The sequence below is a fragment of the Catenibacterium sp. GCM10023432 genome (assembly GCF_042651925.1).
GTDB lineage: Bacteria > Bacillota_I > Bacilli_A > Erysipelotrichales > Coprobacillaceae > Catenibacterium > Catenibacterium mitsuoka.
This window is the reverse complement of sequence record NZ_JBHSEB010000037.1, coordinates 32,127-48,620: the sequence shown is the minus strand read 5'-3', so window position 1 is coordinate 48,620 and position 16,494 is coordinate 32,127. Positions and strand designations below refer to the sequence as shown.

General features: G+C 34.2%; 16 protein-coding genes and 1 riboswitch. Of the genes, 1 reads left to right on the top strand and 15 read right to left on the bottom strand.

Translation table 11 applies throughout. The features are described from left to right. Positions 1-97 precede the first annotated feature (97 nt). The 8 genes from ACFOZZ_RS05345 to ACFOZZ_RS05310 form a co-directional block, all read right to left on the bottom strand. A complete protein-coding gene (locus tag ACFOZZ_RS05345) occupies positions 98-835 on the bottom strand; it encodes an amino acid ABC transporter ATP-binding protein (RefSeq protein ID WP_376814873.1) in 738 nt (245 codons plus the stop codon). A gap of 11 nt (positions 836-846) precedes the next feature. Next, positions 847-1,575: an amino acid ABC transporter permease gene (locus ACFOZZ_RS05340; protein ID WP_279148198.1), complete on the bottom strand. Its 729-nt coding sequence runs from the start codon at positions 1,573-1,575 to the stop codon at positions 847-849. An 8-nt stretch (positions 1,576-1,583) separates the two neighbouring features. Next, positions 1,584-2,399: a transporter substrate-binding domain-containing protein gene (locus tag ACFOZZ_RS05335; protein WP_278861526.1), complete on the bottom strand. Its 816-nt coding sequence runs from the start codon at positions 2,397-2,399 to the stop codon at positions 1,584-1,586. 234 nt (positions 2,400-2,633) lie between these two features. Then, positions 2,634-2,800, bottom strand: a riboswitch (Lysine riboswitch). A gap of 68 nt (positions 2,801-2,868) precedes the next feature. Further along, complete coding sequence (locus tag ACFOZZ_RS05330; RefSeq protein WP_055288693.1) at positions 2,869-3,336, bottom strand: metallophosphoesterase family protein; 468 nt, start codon at positions 3,334-3,336, stop codon at positions 2,869-2,871. Next, the gene (locus ACFOZZ_RS05325; RefSeq protein WP_278780164.1) at positions 3,333-4,484 is read right to left on the bottom strand and encodes a M15 family metallopeptidase; all 1,152 of its coding nucleotides are present in this window, start codon (positions 4,482-4,484) and stop codon (positions 3,333-3,335) included. Before ACFOZZ_RS05325 ends, ACFOZZ_RS05330 begins: the two co-directional genes overlap by 4 nt. A gap of 55 nt (positions 4,485-4,539) precedes the next feature. Beyond that, on the bottom strand, positions 4,540-6,309 hold the full coding sequence (uvrC, locus tag ACFOZZ_RS05320; RefSeq protein WP_376814872.1) for an excinuclease ABC subunit UvrC: 1,770 nt from the start codon (positions 6,307-6,309) through the stop codon (positions 4,540-4,542). Beyond that, on the bottom strand, positions 6,302-8,602 hold the full coding sequence (locus ACFOZZ_RS05315) for an endonuclease MutS2 (RefSeq protein ID WP_376814871.1): 2,301 nt from the start codon (positions 8,600-8,602) through the stop codon (positions 6,302-6,304). The genes uvrC and ACFOZZ_RS05315 overlap by 8 nt, the downstream gene beginning before the upstream one ends. Before the next feature lies 1 nt (position 8,603). Then, entirely contained in the window at positions 8,604-9,392 is a 789-nt protein-coding gene (locus ACFOZZ_RS05310; RefSeq protein WP_278860369.1) for a CvpA family protein, read from the bottom strand. Between the two features lie 102 nt (positions 9,393-9,494). Between ACFOZZ_RS05310 and ACFOZZ_RS05305 the strand changes: the two genes are divergently transcribed. After that, entirely contained in the window at positions 9,495-10,415 is a 921-nt protein-coding gene (locus ACFOZZ_RS05305; protein ID WP_006504801.1) for a ribonuclease HIII, read from the top strand. Here the strand turns inward: ACFOZZ_RS05305 and ACFOZZ_RS05300 are convergent. The 7 genes from ACFOZZ_RS05300 to ACFOZZ_RS05270 form a co-directional block, all read right to left on the bottom strand. After that, on the bottom strand, positions 10,410-10,919 hold the full coding sequence (locus ACFOZZ_RS05300; protein ID WP_055234703.1) for a deoxycytidylate deaminase: 510 nt from the start codon (positions 10,917-10,919) through the stop codon (positions 10,410-10,412). The genes ACFOZZ_RS05305 and ACFOZZ_RS05300 overlap by 6 nt on opposite strands. Beyond that, the gene (locus tag ACFOZZ_RS05295) at positions 10,912-11,832 is read right to left on the bottom strand and encodes an RluA family pseudouridine synthase (RefSeq protein ID WP_279079055.1); all 921 of its coding nucleotides are present in this window, start codon (positions 11,830-11,832) and stop codon (positions 10,912-10,914) included. Before ACFOZZ_RS05295 ends, ACFOZZ_RS05300 begins: the two co-directional genes overlap by 8 nt. Next, positions 11,802-12,308, bottom strand: coding sequence for a signal peptidase II (gene lspA, locus ACFOZZ_RS05290; protein WP_070101805.1), 507 nt, complete (start codon positions 12,306-12,308; stop codon positions 11,802-11,804). The genes ACFOZZ_RS05295 and lspA overlap by 31 nt, the downstream gene beginning before the upstream one ends. 71 nt (positions 12,309-12,379) lie before the next feature. After that, a complete protein-coding gene (trhA, locus tag ACFOZZ_RS05285) occupies positions 12,380-13,054 on the bottom strand; it encodes a PAQR family membrane homeostasis protein TrhA (RefSeq protein ID WP_055234707.1) in 675 nt (224 codons plus the stop codon). A gap of 76 nt (positions 13,055-13,130) precedes the next feature. Next, entirely contained in the window at positions 13,131-13,862 is a 732-nt protein-coding gene (locus ACFOZZ_RS05280) for a metallophosphoesterase family protein (protein ID WP_376814870.1), read from the bottom strand. A gap of 55 nt (positions 13,863-13,917) precedes the next feature. Then, entirely contained in the window at positions 13,918-14,451 is a 534-nt protein-coding gene (locus ACFOZZ_RS05275; protein ID WP_055288690.1) for a transcription repressor NadR, read from the bottom strand. Beyond that, the gene (locus tag ACFOZZ_RS05270; RefSeq protein WP_376814869.1) at positions 14,452-16,491 is read right to left on the bottom strand and encodes an L-aspartate oxidase; all 2,040 of its coding nucleotides are present in this window, start codon (positions 16,489-16,491) and stop codon (positions 14,452-14,454) included. Between the last annotated feature and the right edge of the window lie 3 nt (positions 16,492-16,494).

The following is a 16,494-nucleotide window of genomic DNA, read 5'->3' as shown; positions in this document are numbered from 1 at the left end:
CTTTACAAGTGGAAACCCCCAAATATTTAAAGCGAGTTTTTTATTGACCCCCCTTAAAAATTAAAGGTTCGTTTTAACCGTCTCTCAAGTAAATATTTTATCTATTAGAATAACGTGATAAGAACTGCTGAGCACGTTCTGTCTTAGGATGTTCAAATACTTCTTCAGGTGTACCCATTTCTGCAATAACACCCTGATCCATGAAACATACTACATCGCTGACTTCTCTTGCAAACTGCATTTCGTGAGTAACAACAGCCATTGTTAAACCTTCTTTTGCAAGTTCCTTCATTACATCTAATACATCCCCTACCATTTCAGGGTCTAAAGCACTTGTAGGTTCATCAAATAGAAGAACTTCAGGTTTCATGCATAATGCTCTTGCAATGGCTACACGCTGTTTCTGACCACCAGAAAGCTTTGTGCTTGATGCATCCGCAAATTTATCCATACCAACAGCCTTAAGCTGTTTCATAGCTTCCTCACGTGCTTCTTCTTTAGATTTCTTTAATACTTTGATCTGTCCAATCATACAGTTTTCCAATACTGTCTTATTACTAAATAAATTGAAGTTCTGGAATACCATACCTACCTTACTACGATAAGTAGAAGCATCCATATCTCCATTTAAAATATTCTGACCATTAAATAAGATTTCTCCTGCATCAGGAACTTCTAATAAGTTAATGCATCTTAATAATGTACTCTTACCAGAACCACTTGAACCAATAATAGTCACAACCTTACCACGTTCAATAGTAAAATCAATATCATTAAGAACACGGAGGTTTCCAAAATGTTTTTCTAAATGTTTAATTTCAATGACTGTATCCATTTTTTTCCTCCTTATGCGCAGTTATCCTTGATAGTTACTGTGTTTGTCTTATTGATTTTCTTTTCAATGTAGTTAAGCGCGAATGTTGCAACAGTTGTAAGAATTAAATAAAGAATAGCAACAACAAGATATACTTCAATATATCTCATATTAGTACCAGCCACTGATTGTGCCTGGAAGAATAATTCAACAACTGAAATTGCATTTAACATACAGCTGTCTTTAATATTAACGATAAACTGATTACCAAGTGATGGGAATGTATTCTTGATAGCCTGTGGGAAGATGATATTGATCATTGTCTGAGTATTTGTCATACCTAAAGACTTAGCTGCTTCCATCTGTCCAGCATCAATAGACTGGATTCCACTACGAATGATTTCAGCCATATAAGCTGCTGTATTGATTGAAATAATAACCATACCTGCAGTGAAGTTATTCCAATTTAATACTGGCTTAAATAAATAATAAAGGAATACGGCCTGTACCATCATAGGTGTTCCACGAAATACCCATACATAAAAGCCTGTAATAAAACGTCCTAACTGTTTAAAAAATCTTAAAACTGGCTTATCTAGAGGATCTAGTGGCACACAACGAATAGCGCCAATAATAAGACCTAAAACAAGACCAGCTAATGTACCAACAACCGCAAAAGCGATTGTCATCTTAATACCATACCAGAACAGAGGCCAGTTATTAATTAACTGGCTCCATGCATATTGAAAATCTATTTTCATTTTATCTCCTATTTATCAGTAGGTGCTCTTTTAACAGCATCTTCCATGATTTTTAATCTTTCTTCCTGTGAAATAGAGTCTAAAGCCTTCTGAATATTTTTAAATTCAGCTGTTTTACGAGTATTATTCTTTAATCCAATTGATACTGCAGTATCTACATTGAAGTTATGACCATCTGCAAACTTAACAATTGCAAGATCTGGGTTGGCCTGTACGATACCATTCGCAACTGGTAATTCTGCAGTAATACCATCTGTATCACCCTGCTGTAAAGCTACAACTAATTCTGGGTAAGTTGATTTAGGTGTCTGATGTTTTACACCTTTGATCTGGTCAATGATTGTATCATAGTTTGTATTCTTCTGACCTGTTACCTTATAACCTGAGAACTGCTGGATATCATTGAATGAAGTCATAGTGCTGTTCTTTCTTACAATCATAACCATTTCACTTTGATAATAAGGTGTAGTGAAATCTAATCCTTTTTCACGTTTCTTATCAGCAGTCATACCTGCGATGATTGCATCAATTTCACCAGATTCTACAGCTGGCTGTAAACCATCCCATGCAATCTTCTTTACAACAAGTTTTTTACCTAATTTCTTTGCGATTTTGCTGGCAATGACAACATCATAACCATCTGCATAACCTGCACCACCATCTAATTTAACAGCAGTATCTGTCTTCTTAGAAGTCTGCCAGTTAAATGGCTGGTAAGCTGCTTCCATACCTACTGTAAAAGTATTGTCATCTGATTTTGGAGATGATCCACATCCTGATAATACAAGTGCTGCTGCTGCAAGCGTAATTAAAGTCTTTTTCATAATTTCCTCCATTTCCGTCCGCCTTCGTCGGTCGGACACAAACATACAATAAAAATTTTAATTTATCATTAACCTAAATATTTTTAGGATATTACTATTTGATTTACTTTTTTCATAAGCAATATCTACTATGTCTTTATTTTTTTCGATTAATAACAAATTTTATTTTCACACTTATTTCCCCTTTCTATATAAAAATAGAAAAAAAGCCATACGTTATCGTATAGCTTTTAACGATAAGATAACGCCTCTTCATCATGAAGGAGTGAGACAGGTATTTCCTGAATCACCAAGACAACAAGCTGCCGCTTATCTTCTTTCGGCGATGATTACCTTTCATATGATTCTTAGTCTGCCGACTCCTCATATTACTCTGATGCATCGCTTCCTCTATCTTTATATTTGACTTTACATGCTCATTATAATAGGAAGATATAAAATGTCAATTCCTATTTATTTAAATGTATCACTATTCTAGAGTTTTAATCACTACATCTACATTTTTATCATCAATTGTTACAACTGCATAAGAACGTTTTGATCCACCACGTGGCCAGGATGTTGAGCCTGGATTAATAAGCCATAAGCCGTTTTCTTCTTTCGCAAGAGGCATATGTGTATGACCTGAGATCAAAACATCTCCATTATACTTTTTTAAGAACTGAATCATTTTCTTTTCGCGGTCAAAATAACCAAAGAACTGACCATGAGTGATGAGAAGATGCCTTCCTTCAATATCTAGTCTTGCTGTCTGAGGAAGATCAAGACTCCAGTCATTATTGCCTTTAACAGCTACAAAGCCATCTAAATCCTGAAGTGAATAGGACTCACTATCACCACAATGGATATAGTAATCTGCATCATCTTCTAGGACTTTAATATCTGTTAACATATTCATATCACCATGGTTATCTGACATGATTACAATTTTCTTCATTTTACTGCCTCCTTTTGAATATATTCTTCAATACAGCTATTTTCTTTATAAATCTTATTGGCTGTCTTCTTACCTACATAGCGATAATAATGAGAATCATAGACACGATTTGTAGAAGAAGCCATACGCTTCGGATAACGCAATATGAAGCCATATTCGTAAGAATGTGCTTCAAGCCATTGCGACAGGGCAGATGTTTCAAATGTCTGATAGGCAATGGATTTAGAAGCAATGGACACTGTTCTACCCAGCTGTCTTTCATCTTTGCCGGCAAGAGCTGGATTTGAATATTGAAAATCATTGAAGCTTTCATAGGCTTCTTTGACATAAAAATCTTCAGCAATATCATCCGGCATTGCTTCTACCATCTTCTTTAAGGCTTCATAAGCATCATTCTCTAAATACATAGCGTATTTCAAGCGATGAATATCTGACATCAGAACAAGATTATGTGGCACATAAGCCCCTATATAACTTGTATCATTAATTGTTGTCAGTAAAGATGAAGGATCCGCAATTAAGAATATCTCATGATTATTGGCCTGAGTCATGAGTGTCGTTAACCCATAACGTGAGTAGTTATTACAAGCATCCGTAAAGAAAGAACGAATTAATTTATCTGATAATCCACGATTTTTTAATAATTCAATATAATATTCTGTATCATCCACATAACTATAATCATCATATAGTGGTCTCATTTCATAATATATTTCTAATTTATCAAAATCAAAATTCTGATTATATAAATATCCTGATTCCAAATCATGTTCTACTAACTTTTTAGCCTGATCATAGGCATTGTTCTTAAAACTATCAAGAAGTTTTCCAGCTAATTCATTACCAGTAGAAAGAATAATCTTAATGTTGTCATAGCGACCAGTCTTTTCTAGTAGTTCATAATATTGATAATATGGAAGATAAAAATCATCATACTTGATAAATTTCATAAAATGGTAAAGTGGGATTCTGTTTTCTACAAGATATTTCTGTTCCTCTTTACTTAGATATTTCTCGATAATCATTCTGTTGTCATTGTTGATTCCATTGACACGATAGAATGGATCAAAACGGAGATTAATTGTATAGAATGAAACGATAAATAATGCAATGACTGTAACAAACAGATACTTGCGCTTATTTTCCATTAAATCACCTGCTCTCTAGTGTCAATTATATAGTATATCATGATGAGTGTATAGTTTATTCTTTGTGCAGTACTTCATAGAGTTTCAAAGCTGTATTTTTAGGAATCACTGCTTCTAATTCTTCTAAAGACGCTTCTTTCATCTTTTTGACACTTTTAAAATGATTAAGAAGTTTCTTCTTACGTGCTTCGCCGATTCCATCTACTTCATCAAGAATAGAACTAAATAATGATTTAGAACGGACCTGACGATGGAATGAAATAGCATAACGATGCACTTCATCCTGCATACGTGTAAGAAGGAAGAATAACGGACTCTTTGTATCAATAGGCACCTGATTGCCATTTTCATCTAGAAGCATAGCAGTAGAATGCTTATCATCCTTAGATAACCCACAGATATGTACAGGAAGATTCAAGCCGTCGATAACTTCTTTGGCTACTTTAATTTGTCCAAGTCCACCATCGACAATAATAAGATCTGCCATTTCCTTTTGTTCCATTAAAAGACGATAATAACGTCTATAGATGACCTCCTTCATACTAGCATAATCATCAGGGCCTTCTACTGTCTTGATCTTATATTTACGATAATCTTTTTTAGAAGGTACGCCATCCTTATAAACAACCATACCTGCAACAGCATAAGCCCCCTGGATGTTAGAGTTATCATATAATTCAATAGTATGAGGTGTCTCAATACCAAGTTTTTTACCTAATTCAATAATAGGCAGGATTGTCTTTTCATCCGTTTTCTCTTTTAATAAGAACTTCTTTTCTAGTGCTTCCTTCGCATTCTTATTAGCCATTTCTACTAAGGATTTCTTATCACCTCTTTGAGGCTGAAGTACATGACAGGATAATATTTCAGATAAAAGTTCTAAATCAACGTCCTGAGGAATAAGTAGTTCATAGGGTTCAGGATGTGTTTGATAGTAAGTAACTAAGAAACGAATCAGATCTTCTTCAAAATCTTCTCCTACAGGCTCAAGATTGAAATCATGATAGAGAAGCTTACCTTCACGCATAAAGAAGAGCTGAATACTGATATAACCTTTATCAATATAATAGCCTAAAATATCTCTATCTTTATAGTCACCAAATTGAACATTCTGTTTGGCAGTTACATATTCTATAGAACGAATGAGATCACGATATTCTTTTGCAAGCTCGAATTGTAGATTTTCACTGGCTGTCATCATCTTTTCAGTGAGTTCATCAATCTTTGATTTGGTATTACCATGAATAAATGAGATCAGTTCTTTTTTGATTTCATCATACTGGCTCTTATCAATATCGTTGATACATGGCCCTAAGCATTGATGTAATGAATAATAGAGGCATGGCTTATCTGGGACATGATTACATTTTCTTAAAGGGTAAAGCTTATTTAATAATTTAAAGGTATTTCTTGCTGCAGTAGCATCAGGATAAGGACCAAAGTACTTATTCTTTTTGTTTCTTGTTTTTCTTACTATTTTAAGTCTTGGATGGGTTTCATCAGTTAATTCAATATAAGGATAATAGGTATTATCCATAAACATGATGTTGTATTCAGGTGTATAGTCCTTAATTAGGTTGATTTCTAGTAATAATGCTTCCTTTTCACTGCCTGTTACAATATAATCAAAGTCCCATATATGATCTACAAGCTTTGTTGTTTTATAGTTATGTGCACCTGTAAAATAAGAAGAGACGCGATTTTTCAGTTTTCGCGCCTTTCCTACATAAATGACTTTTCCTTCTGTATTCTTCATTAAATAACAGCCAGGAGACATAGGAAGTAATGAGAGCTTCTTTTTAATATAATCTAGATTCTTATTCAAAGCTAACCACCGTTACACCTAAACCACCCTCATTGGGGCCGCCATCACGGTATTCTTTGACATAAGATAGATGATCTAACTTCTTTCTTATACCATTACGTAAAATCCCTTTACCCATACCATGCACAATACGTACTGAAGGATAACCAAGTAATAAAGCATCATCTAAGAACTTTTCAACAATATTCATCGCTTCTTCATAACGCATACCAATGACATTTACTTCATAATGTCCTGTTTTCTTCATATGCTGTCTAGTACCTGCTTTTTTTACTTTCTGAGGCTTAGAGGCGCCATGCATAAAAGTAACTTCTGTATCTTTTACACGTGCCTGGAGACCACCTAAATCAATCAACAGTTCATGTTTCTTAACTTCAAGTACATCCCCTTCTCTATTCATCTTATCAAGTTTGACATGATCCCCCTTCTTAAAGACATGGTCCTGGACCTTTATAATTTCTTTCTTTTCATATTTCTGCTGGTCTAATGCGTGTTTGGCTGCAGTCACTTGATGAGGTTTTAAAGAACCTTGATCCATGATATCTTTAGTCAATTCATCAATTGTTTTCTTAGCTTCTTCAAGCATCTTATTGGCTTCCTGCTGTGCTTCTTCTACAATACGATCTTTCTGCTTTGTGGCAATAGAAAGCTGATGTTCATAACGATTATGAAGCTTTTCATTATCTGCAAGTAACTGATTGATCCTTTCTTCTTTCTCATCTAATTCTGCACTCTGCTTAGTCAGCTTTTCAGTTAACTTTTCTGCTTCACTCATACGTTCTTCTTTATTATGTAAAGCATGATCAATAATCTCATGATCTAATCCTAAAGATGCAGCAATTTCAAAGGCATAAGAAGAACCAATTGAATGAAGCTTCAAGCGATATGTAGGACGCATAGTTTCTACATCAAATCCGACTGATGCGAGCGTAATATCATCTCTAGTCTGACCATAGCTTTTTAGTTCGCCATAATGAGTTGATGCGATAATACGACAGTCACGATTTAATAAGGTATCTAAGATAGCTTCTCCTAGACAAGCCCCTTCTTGTGGATCTGTACCAGAACCAATTTCATCAATCAGGATAAGAGAACGACATGTGGCATGTTCTAGGATATAGATAAGCTTCTTCATATGTGATGAATATGTTGAAAGTGATTGTTCAATGGACTGTTCATCACCAATATCTGTATAAACAGCATCAAAGAATGGAATAGAAGCGTCATTAGCTGGAACAGCTAATCCACTAATAGCCATTAATGATAATAAACCGGCTGTTTTTAAAGCCACTGTTTTACCACCGGTATTAGAACCAGTAATCATAAGCATTTTGCCGTCAATAATAATATCGTTAGGAACTATCTTTTCCTGATCAATTAAGGGATGTCTTGCCTGCTTTAAAGAGAGAACACCCGTTTCATTGATATCAGGCTTTACACAATCATAATCACAGCCAAAACGTGCTTTCGCAAAGACAAAATCAAGTTCAGACATGAGTTCCTGATCGAAATAGAATCTTGTATAGTTGTATTTGACACGTCTAGTTAGACTTTGAAGTATTTTATTGATTTCTGTCTGTTCCTGACTTTTCAACTCGTTGAGTTCATTATTCATAACAACGACACTTTCAGGCTCTATAAAGAATGTTTGACCAGAAGCACTTGTTGCATGAACTAAGCCTTTAATCTCATTTTTATGAGGCGCCTTGACTGCAAGTACTAAACGGTCATTTTTACTTGAAAGAGTATCCATACTTAAAGAATTCTTTTCACTCTTTAAATAGCCTTCCATTGAATGGCGAATACGTCCTTCTAATGCATGCATGCTTTTTCTAACACGATAAAGTGTTTCACTTGCGTGATCACTGATAGATCCATCAGGCATAATGCATCTATTGATTTCAATATGAAGACCATTATCTCCTTCTAAACCTTCTACTAGATCTCTTAATAGAATAATGTCTCCTTCATAAGCATTAAAATAAGATGTGACCTGAAAGATGTTTTCTAACATATGGTCAATCGCCATTAATTCTTCAGGAGCGAGAATACCATCCATCTTAGCCTTTGCAAGATAAGCACTGATATCATTGAGTGGTGCAAGAGGCAAAGTACCCATAATACGATGAATTGTCATAGCTTCTTCCAAACGATTCTGTTCTTCGTTCAAATCAGCTAAATTATCATACATCTCTAGATGTAAGATCTTCTTTTTCGCAATTTCTGTACGACATGTACCTGCGATATGATTTAAAATTCTTGGAAATTCTAAGACTTTATAACTATCTAACATTTTATTCACTTCCTATATTATTTAAAATTATATTCTTTTCTGTTTCTGTATAAGGCGTCTTATTTAACAATAAGATAAACTGTATTTTTTCTTCTTTAGGTAAAGTCACCTGCTGCTTTATTAGGGCAGGGCCTAGTTGAGTATAAACAAACTGTATTGCATCATGTTCGCCAAGTAGACCATGATCATAGGCATGATTGTTAGCAATAATCATTTTTCTTAATATATCTTTATCTTCTAATTGAAGGTTATGTTGTCCTTTTAATAAACTTCCATAAGCACTTGCTTCACTTAATACTGTTTCTGAAAGAATTGGCACATCTTCAATGATTAAATGTCCTATTTTAGAATCAGCAAGAATATCAGGACCAAAAAATGGCACAATAAACATAATCATTGCCAGGAAGGCTATAAAGGCACCTTTTAAGCCGTGAAGCAGTGCCCCTAATACGTGATTTACAAGTGATGTCAAGGCAAAGTGATCTGTTAATTTTGTGATTAATGGTTTAATAAGAAGTCCTATCAGTCTTCTTATGATTTCTAGAATAATGAACATGATGATAAAAACAATCAACATATTCACTACAGAGCCCCCTAACTGAGATAATGGATCATCTACTGGTTTATAAATCTGGATTATTGAAGAAATTGTCTCAACATTAAAATAGATAAAAAGCATCATAATGATGAAGCTTAGCAGATCATAAAGTGTTGAGAAAAAACCTTTGGAATATCCACTAAAAAACATATACAACAAATAAGCGATAAGAATCAAATCGAGAAAACTCATAGCACTTGCCTCCTTAACACTGTCGGTTCTTAATTATAACAAATGAAATTTATACTGTCAAAAAAATGAAATTTATGATAAAATAATTCATGTGAGGTGAATATGGTGGAGCCAATTAAATTTTTGATTAATGAAAACATTTTAAACAAGATGAAGAAGTTTTATGACAGTCAGATGGTTCCATTCGAAAGCGAGAACCTTCTTTTAAAAGCTCATGCTATTGGCTGTGACATCGAAGTGACATCGGATTATGAAGCAAGCTTTTTAGGACAGAATGCGGTGCATGAAGCAAAGCATTGGTCTAGAAGTTTAGCAAAGAAGATTGAGCAGGAAAAAAACTCAGATCATTTATGTATGCATCCTCATATCGGGGCTGCAGAAACAGGATCTGCTGATTTTCTTGGGCCGCTTTGTGTTGTTGCATGCTATGCCGATGATGAAGCACTTGAGATTATTAAAAACCTAAAAATTGATAATGTCGATGATTTATCAAATCAGGAAATTATCAATTGCGCTAAACTATTAAAAGGACATCTCATTTCATCACTACTAGTATTAGATAACTCACATTATAATAAGATGATTGATAATGGAATCAACCAGGCGAACATTCGTGCCCGTTTATTTAACCAGGCTGTTGTGAACGTTCTTCAGAAAGTGAAGAAGAGTGTTGAATTCAAAGTTATTGATCAGTTCGTTTCACCTAAGACTTATTATAACTATCTAAAGAGCGAAGTTATTGTTGTAAAAGATATGATTTTTGAAACCAATGCTGATGAGCAATACTTAGCAGTATTAGCTGCAGAAATCATTTCTCGTTACGCATATCTACAATATTTTGCTAGTATGACAAAGAGCTTAAAGATGAACCTTGCTAGGGGGGCTGGCACTAATGCCGAAATCGTGGCTGTTAAACTTGCAAACAAGTATGGGGAAAAGATTCTTACAAAAGTATGTAAGTTGAATTTCACTAATACGAAGAGAGTTAAGGGAGCATTAAAGAAATTAAAAGAAGGCCTATAGGCCTTCTTCTTCATCTAGAGAGTCACTTAGTGATTCTTTTTTTATTTCTATTTCAAATGCTGGAATTTTACGATAAGAGACGCCGGCAATATCTAACATACGTTTAGCCGCTCTATCGCTTTCTGATCCTTTATATTTTTCATCTTCATAGACAATTTCTTTGATTCCACTTTGAATGATTGCTTTTGTACATTCATGACATGGGAATAAAGAAACATAAATGCGACAATTCTGCAATTTCTGAGTAGAATTAAGAATCGCATTGAGTTCCGCATGAACTACATAAGGATACTTTGTATCATATAAAGCCCCTTCTCTTACTGACCAAGGAAATTTATCGTCTTCACATCCACGAGGAAGACCATTGTATCCTACACCTACAATACGGTTGTCATTGTTAACGATGCAGGCACCTACCTGCGTATTAGGATCTTTTGAACGATAAGCAGAAAGTTTCGCAACGCCCATGAAATATTGATCCCATGTAATAATCTGCTTATCCATCATATTCTCCCCCTAATTCCTTGATCTTTTCTTCAAAGAAATCTGGTAGAGGTGCTTCAAAATACATATGTTCATTGGTTCTAGGATGTACAAAACCTAATACCTTAGCATGTAAATACTGCCCATGTGTGTTATCATCATTTCTAAAGCCATATTGAGGATCACCATAAACTGGATGACCAATATATTGCATATGAACACGGATCTGATGTGTTCTACCTGTTTCTAGACGACATTCAATAAGTGTCATATCATCATAACGTTCTAATACTTTAAAGTTTGTAATCGCATCTTTTGCATTCTTGCTTGTGACAGCCATCTTCTTACGATCTTTGCTATCACGTCCAATAGGTGCCTCAATACGACCTACATTATGATTAATAACACCATGTACAAGTGCCACATAACGACGGACAACTGAATGTTCTTCTAGCTGTTTAGATAATGAACGATGGGCATTATCATTTTTTGCAATCATTAATAAACCGCTTGTTTCCTTATCAATACGATGAACAATACCAGGACGTGTAATACCATTTATTGCTGATAAATCATGACAATGATAAAGTAACGCATTGACAAGTGTTCCTGAATAGATACCTGCAGATGGATGAACAATCATACCTGTTGGCTTATTGACGACAATCACATCTTCATCTTCATAAATAATATCTAAAGGAATATCTTCAGGTCTGATTTCTGTGCTCTGAGGATCAGGTAAAGTGACCTGGATGACATCCTCTTCTTCTACCTTATAGTTAGCTTTTTCAACATTATCATTAACAATAACCTGTCCTGCTTTAATCCATTTCTGAATCTCAGTACGAGAACAATCAGGCATATGATTCAAGATGACTTTATCTAAACGCAAGCCTTTTTCTTCTAATTCTGGTGTAATTGATTGTATTTCCATTGTTTATATTCTCCAATTCCTAAATCTAAGATGATTAATAAAACACCTATTACAACACCCATATCGGCAATATTGAAAATAGGGAAATCATAACCAAATACAAAGAAATCTAAAAAGTCTCTTACATAATGAAAAACAACACGATCATATAGATTTCCTAGCATACCACTAAATATAAGCACAATTCCAAATCTTAATAAGACCTGGGATTTATCACTCTTGATAAAATAATAAATAAGCATAATACCAGCAATAATAGAAATTGCATAGAAAAGAAAGAAACGACCTGAAAGCATTCCCCATGCTGCACCCGTATTATGAATATAAGTGAAATAGAAAAAGTTTTTAATGACTTGATAACTCTGCCCTAACTGCATTGATTCATTGACTACAAGTTTAGTTACTAGATCGCCACCTAATACAATAATAAATGTGATCAAGTATAAAAAACCGTATTTAAAATTCATTTTTTTCATTTAATCATCCTTTCCTCAACGATTATAGCATGACTTTAAAAGATATAAAAGAAAAACAGGCTTTATGCCTGTTACATACAGTATAAGATAATGCATAAAAAGTGAAGGACACTACCTAGTAAGATCCATAAGTGCCAGATACAATGCATATAATGTATTTTTTCCTGTAATCCATAGAAGATTGTACCAATTGTATAAGCGACACCACCAGCGACTAATAGATAGATACCATTCATGCCTACAGTTCCAGGTAATAAATTAAACTTAAAGACGATACACCAGCCTAGAATAAGATAACAGGCCATAGAAAATTTTGCGAATTTATTAATGTCATAAGCATTTAATGCAATACCTAGAATTGTGACAGTCCATACTATACCAAATAAAACCCATGCCCAGAATGGATCAGCCAGTCTAACAGAACATAATAGTACTGGTGTATATGTACCAGCAATTAAGACAAAAATACTACAGTGGTCCATAATCTGGAATACCTTCTTCGCCTTAAGTTTAGGAGATAAGCCATGATAAATTGAACTCATTGTATAAAGAACAATCATAGAAACACCATATACAATACCAGAAGCTAAACCATAACCATTATGATGTAAACATGAGAATATAATACATAAAACAAGTGCTGCAACACCAAAAGCAGCCCCTACAATATGCGTTACCATATTAAATATTTCTTCACCGCGAGTATAATCAGGTAATTCACGGTCATCTAACTTTGTACGTTTCATTTTAATCACCTCTTGTACATCAAGAATATCATATCTATTATTTGATGTCAATACATCTAGTTTTATAGTCTAGGTGTTATCCTTCGTATGTGTTCCATTGTCTTATGATTTGATGTGATTCTAACTCATAGAGTGTATTAAAGACAGCTGTCTGGTTTCTCCACAATTCCTTATCTACATGAAAATGACCAAAATACCAATGTGTGTAGTTTGTATTTTTCTGAATATCATTCAAATAAGTAGTCAAAGGCATTTCTTGATAAACATCGCCTTTTATATGAAATTGTTTAATGGTTGATAGAAAATAAACCGTTTCATCCGGTGCTGTATGTGTAATAATATAATCCACATGATCTCTATTACTTAAATGTTGTAATCCATTCTCATATTCTTTTGTATTGGGCATTTCAGCAGGCCACCATGACATATTTTCTTTACGAAATGGCTGATCAATAGAATAACCACCACCAAAAGTGAAGAATGTTTTTCCTTCTATTATATAGATTTCTCCACGCATCAAATGAATGAGATTATGACGTAGTTTATGAACATATCCCCCATTCCATACTTCCATGGGATAACTATTAAGCTTATTAAAGTTCTCATGATTGCCATCAACAAATAAAACAGTATAGGGCTGAACACTAATGAAATCATAAAATGATTCTTCTGAAGAATATTTCTGTTGGAAAAAACCTATTCCAAAATCTCCACATACAATAATAATATCTCCTTCTTTTAATACAGGATCTATCTGTTCAAGCCATTTAAATTGATTGCCATGTATATCACCTGTTACATAAATCATAAATTCATCACCTCCATACCATTATATATTAAAAAGCCATCAATGTAGATGGCTTTTAGAATTCAACAGGTTCATATTCCTGAAGTTTTGCAAGATATCCTAGTTTTGACAATGCATCTTGAATTTCATCAAGTCTCTCATCTGTTTCAGCACAGATTGTATGATAATGATATCCACTTGTCACTGTCATTAAAGAAATGGATTTCCCACATTTTAAATTATCAAGATATTTCTTTACATCTAAACGAGATGCAATATTAAGAGGTGCACGTACAATATGATAAGCCTTATGATATACAAAGATATCTTTGACATAACCACCTAGATCCACGATTGTATTGAGCTCATTTTCTATATCTGCATCTGTATGCTGCATTTTGAGGACTCTTTCCACCATAGCAGAATGACGTATGATATATCCTTTATTGGTTGCTTCTATAACATGATTATTAGCACGAAGAAGTGCGACATCATTCACAATAACCTGACGTGAAACCTGAAGACGTTTCGCAAAATTAGAAGCAGAAATCGGTGTATCACTTTCCATCAGTTCTGTAAGGATGTAGTCCCTTCTTTCTTTACCAGTCATTTAGTCTCTCCCATTGATTGCATGAAGGTTCTTTAATGATAGATCTAGAATCTTTGCAGAGTGTGTTAATGCGCCACTTGAAATGAAATCTACACCCATATCTTTTACTCTATTGATGTTTTCTGCAGTAACATTACCAGAAATTTCGATTTCAGCACGTTTATCAATGTAATCAATAGACTGTTTTAATAATTCAGTACTCATATTGTCAAGCATGATAATATCAGCACCCGCTGCAACAGCTTCTTTCACCATATCAAAAGTTTCTACTTCAACTTCAATCTTTCTTACTGATGGAGCATAATCTCTTGCCATCTGTACAGCCTTAGTAACGCTTCCTGCTGCACCAATGTGGTTATCTTTTAATAAAACACCGTCTGTTAAGTTATATCTGTGGTTGCTTCCTCCACCTACTTTAACAGCATATTTTTCAAAGATTCTGTTATTTGGAGTTGTCTTTCTTGTATCAAGTAACTTAATACCTGTACCCTTAAGAAGATCTGCAACCTTACGTGTATAAGTTGCAATACCTGACATTCTCTGTAAGTAGTTTAATGCAGTTCTTTCACCTTCAAGAAGAGTTCTCATATCACCAGTTACTTTAGCTAGTAATTCTCCTTTATGGACTTCATCACCATCATGAGCAAAGAAGTGTACATGCACATCTTCATCTAATAATTTGAATGTTCTTTCAAAAATCTGAAGACCAGCAATAATACCATTTTCTTTACAAATTAATTCCACTTCACCTAGCTGTGCAGTTCTCATAACACTGCATGTAGATACATCTTCACTTGTAATATCTTCACGAAGAGCTGAAAGGATTAGTGGGTCTACATTTAATTTTAATGTTGTCTTATCAAACATACTTGGGGCCTCATACTTTCTTGTCATATCTTTTGCGGCTCTTTTAGCAAATACTAAACTTTCTAATAATGAGTTACTAGCAAGTCTATTTTTTCCATGAACACCATTACATGCCGTTTCACCAACAGCATATAGATTTTCCATAGATGTTTTACTGTTTTCATTGACTTTTACACCACCCATGAAATAGTGCTGGGCTGGTACAACTGGAATACATTCCTTAGTCACATCATAGCCTTTATCTAAGCAGTACTGAACAATATTAGGGAAATGTTCCTTTAGTTCCTTTTCACCAATAGGTCTTAAATCTTCTAAGACATAATCAGTACCATCTTTTTCCATCTGTTTCTTAATTGCATCAGAAACTACATCTCTAGGTAATAATTCATTAACGAAACGATTACCATTCTTATCATATAATAATGCACCTTCACCTCTGACACTTTCGGAAATAAGGAAACGTCTTTCATTATCTTTACTATAGAATGTAGTTGGATGAATCTGTACATAATCCAAATGTTCTGTTTCAATACCATACTTCTTAGCTAAATCAATAGCATCACCTGTTAAATGACGGTAGTTAGTAGAATTCTTATACTTACCACCAATACCACCAGTTGCAAGTACAACAAAGTTCGCATAGATATCATGTTCTTCATCGCCTTTGCGTACTCTACCACCAACGCACTTACCATTCTTTACAAGAAGGTCTGTTAAAGTTACATATTCTTCAATAGTGATATTCTTTCTTGTTTTTACTTCTGCATAAAGCTTACTCGTGATTTCTTTACCCGTAATATCTTCATGATAAAGAATTCTGTTAGTAGAATGAGCACCTTCTTTTGTATATTTAAGGTTTCCTTCTTCATCTCTTGCAAAATCAGTACCATATGATAATAAATCATCAAGTACAGCACGAGAACTTCTGATCATTAATTCTACAGAAAGAGGATTATTTTCATAATGTCCAGCTCTTAGTGTATCTTTAAAGAAAGCATGATAATCACTTTCATCCTTAAACATACAAATACCACCCTGTGCAAGAAAGCTATCACTTTCTTCTACACATGACTTAGTAATCATATGAATATTAAGGTTTCCAGGTAATTTAAGGGCACAATATAATCCTGAACATCCAGTACCTACAATAAGAATATCTGTTTTTTTAGTCATTTT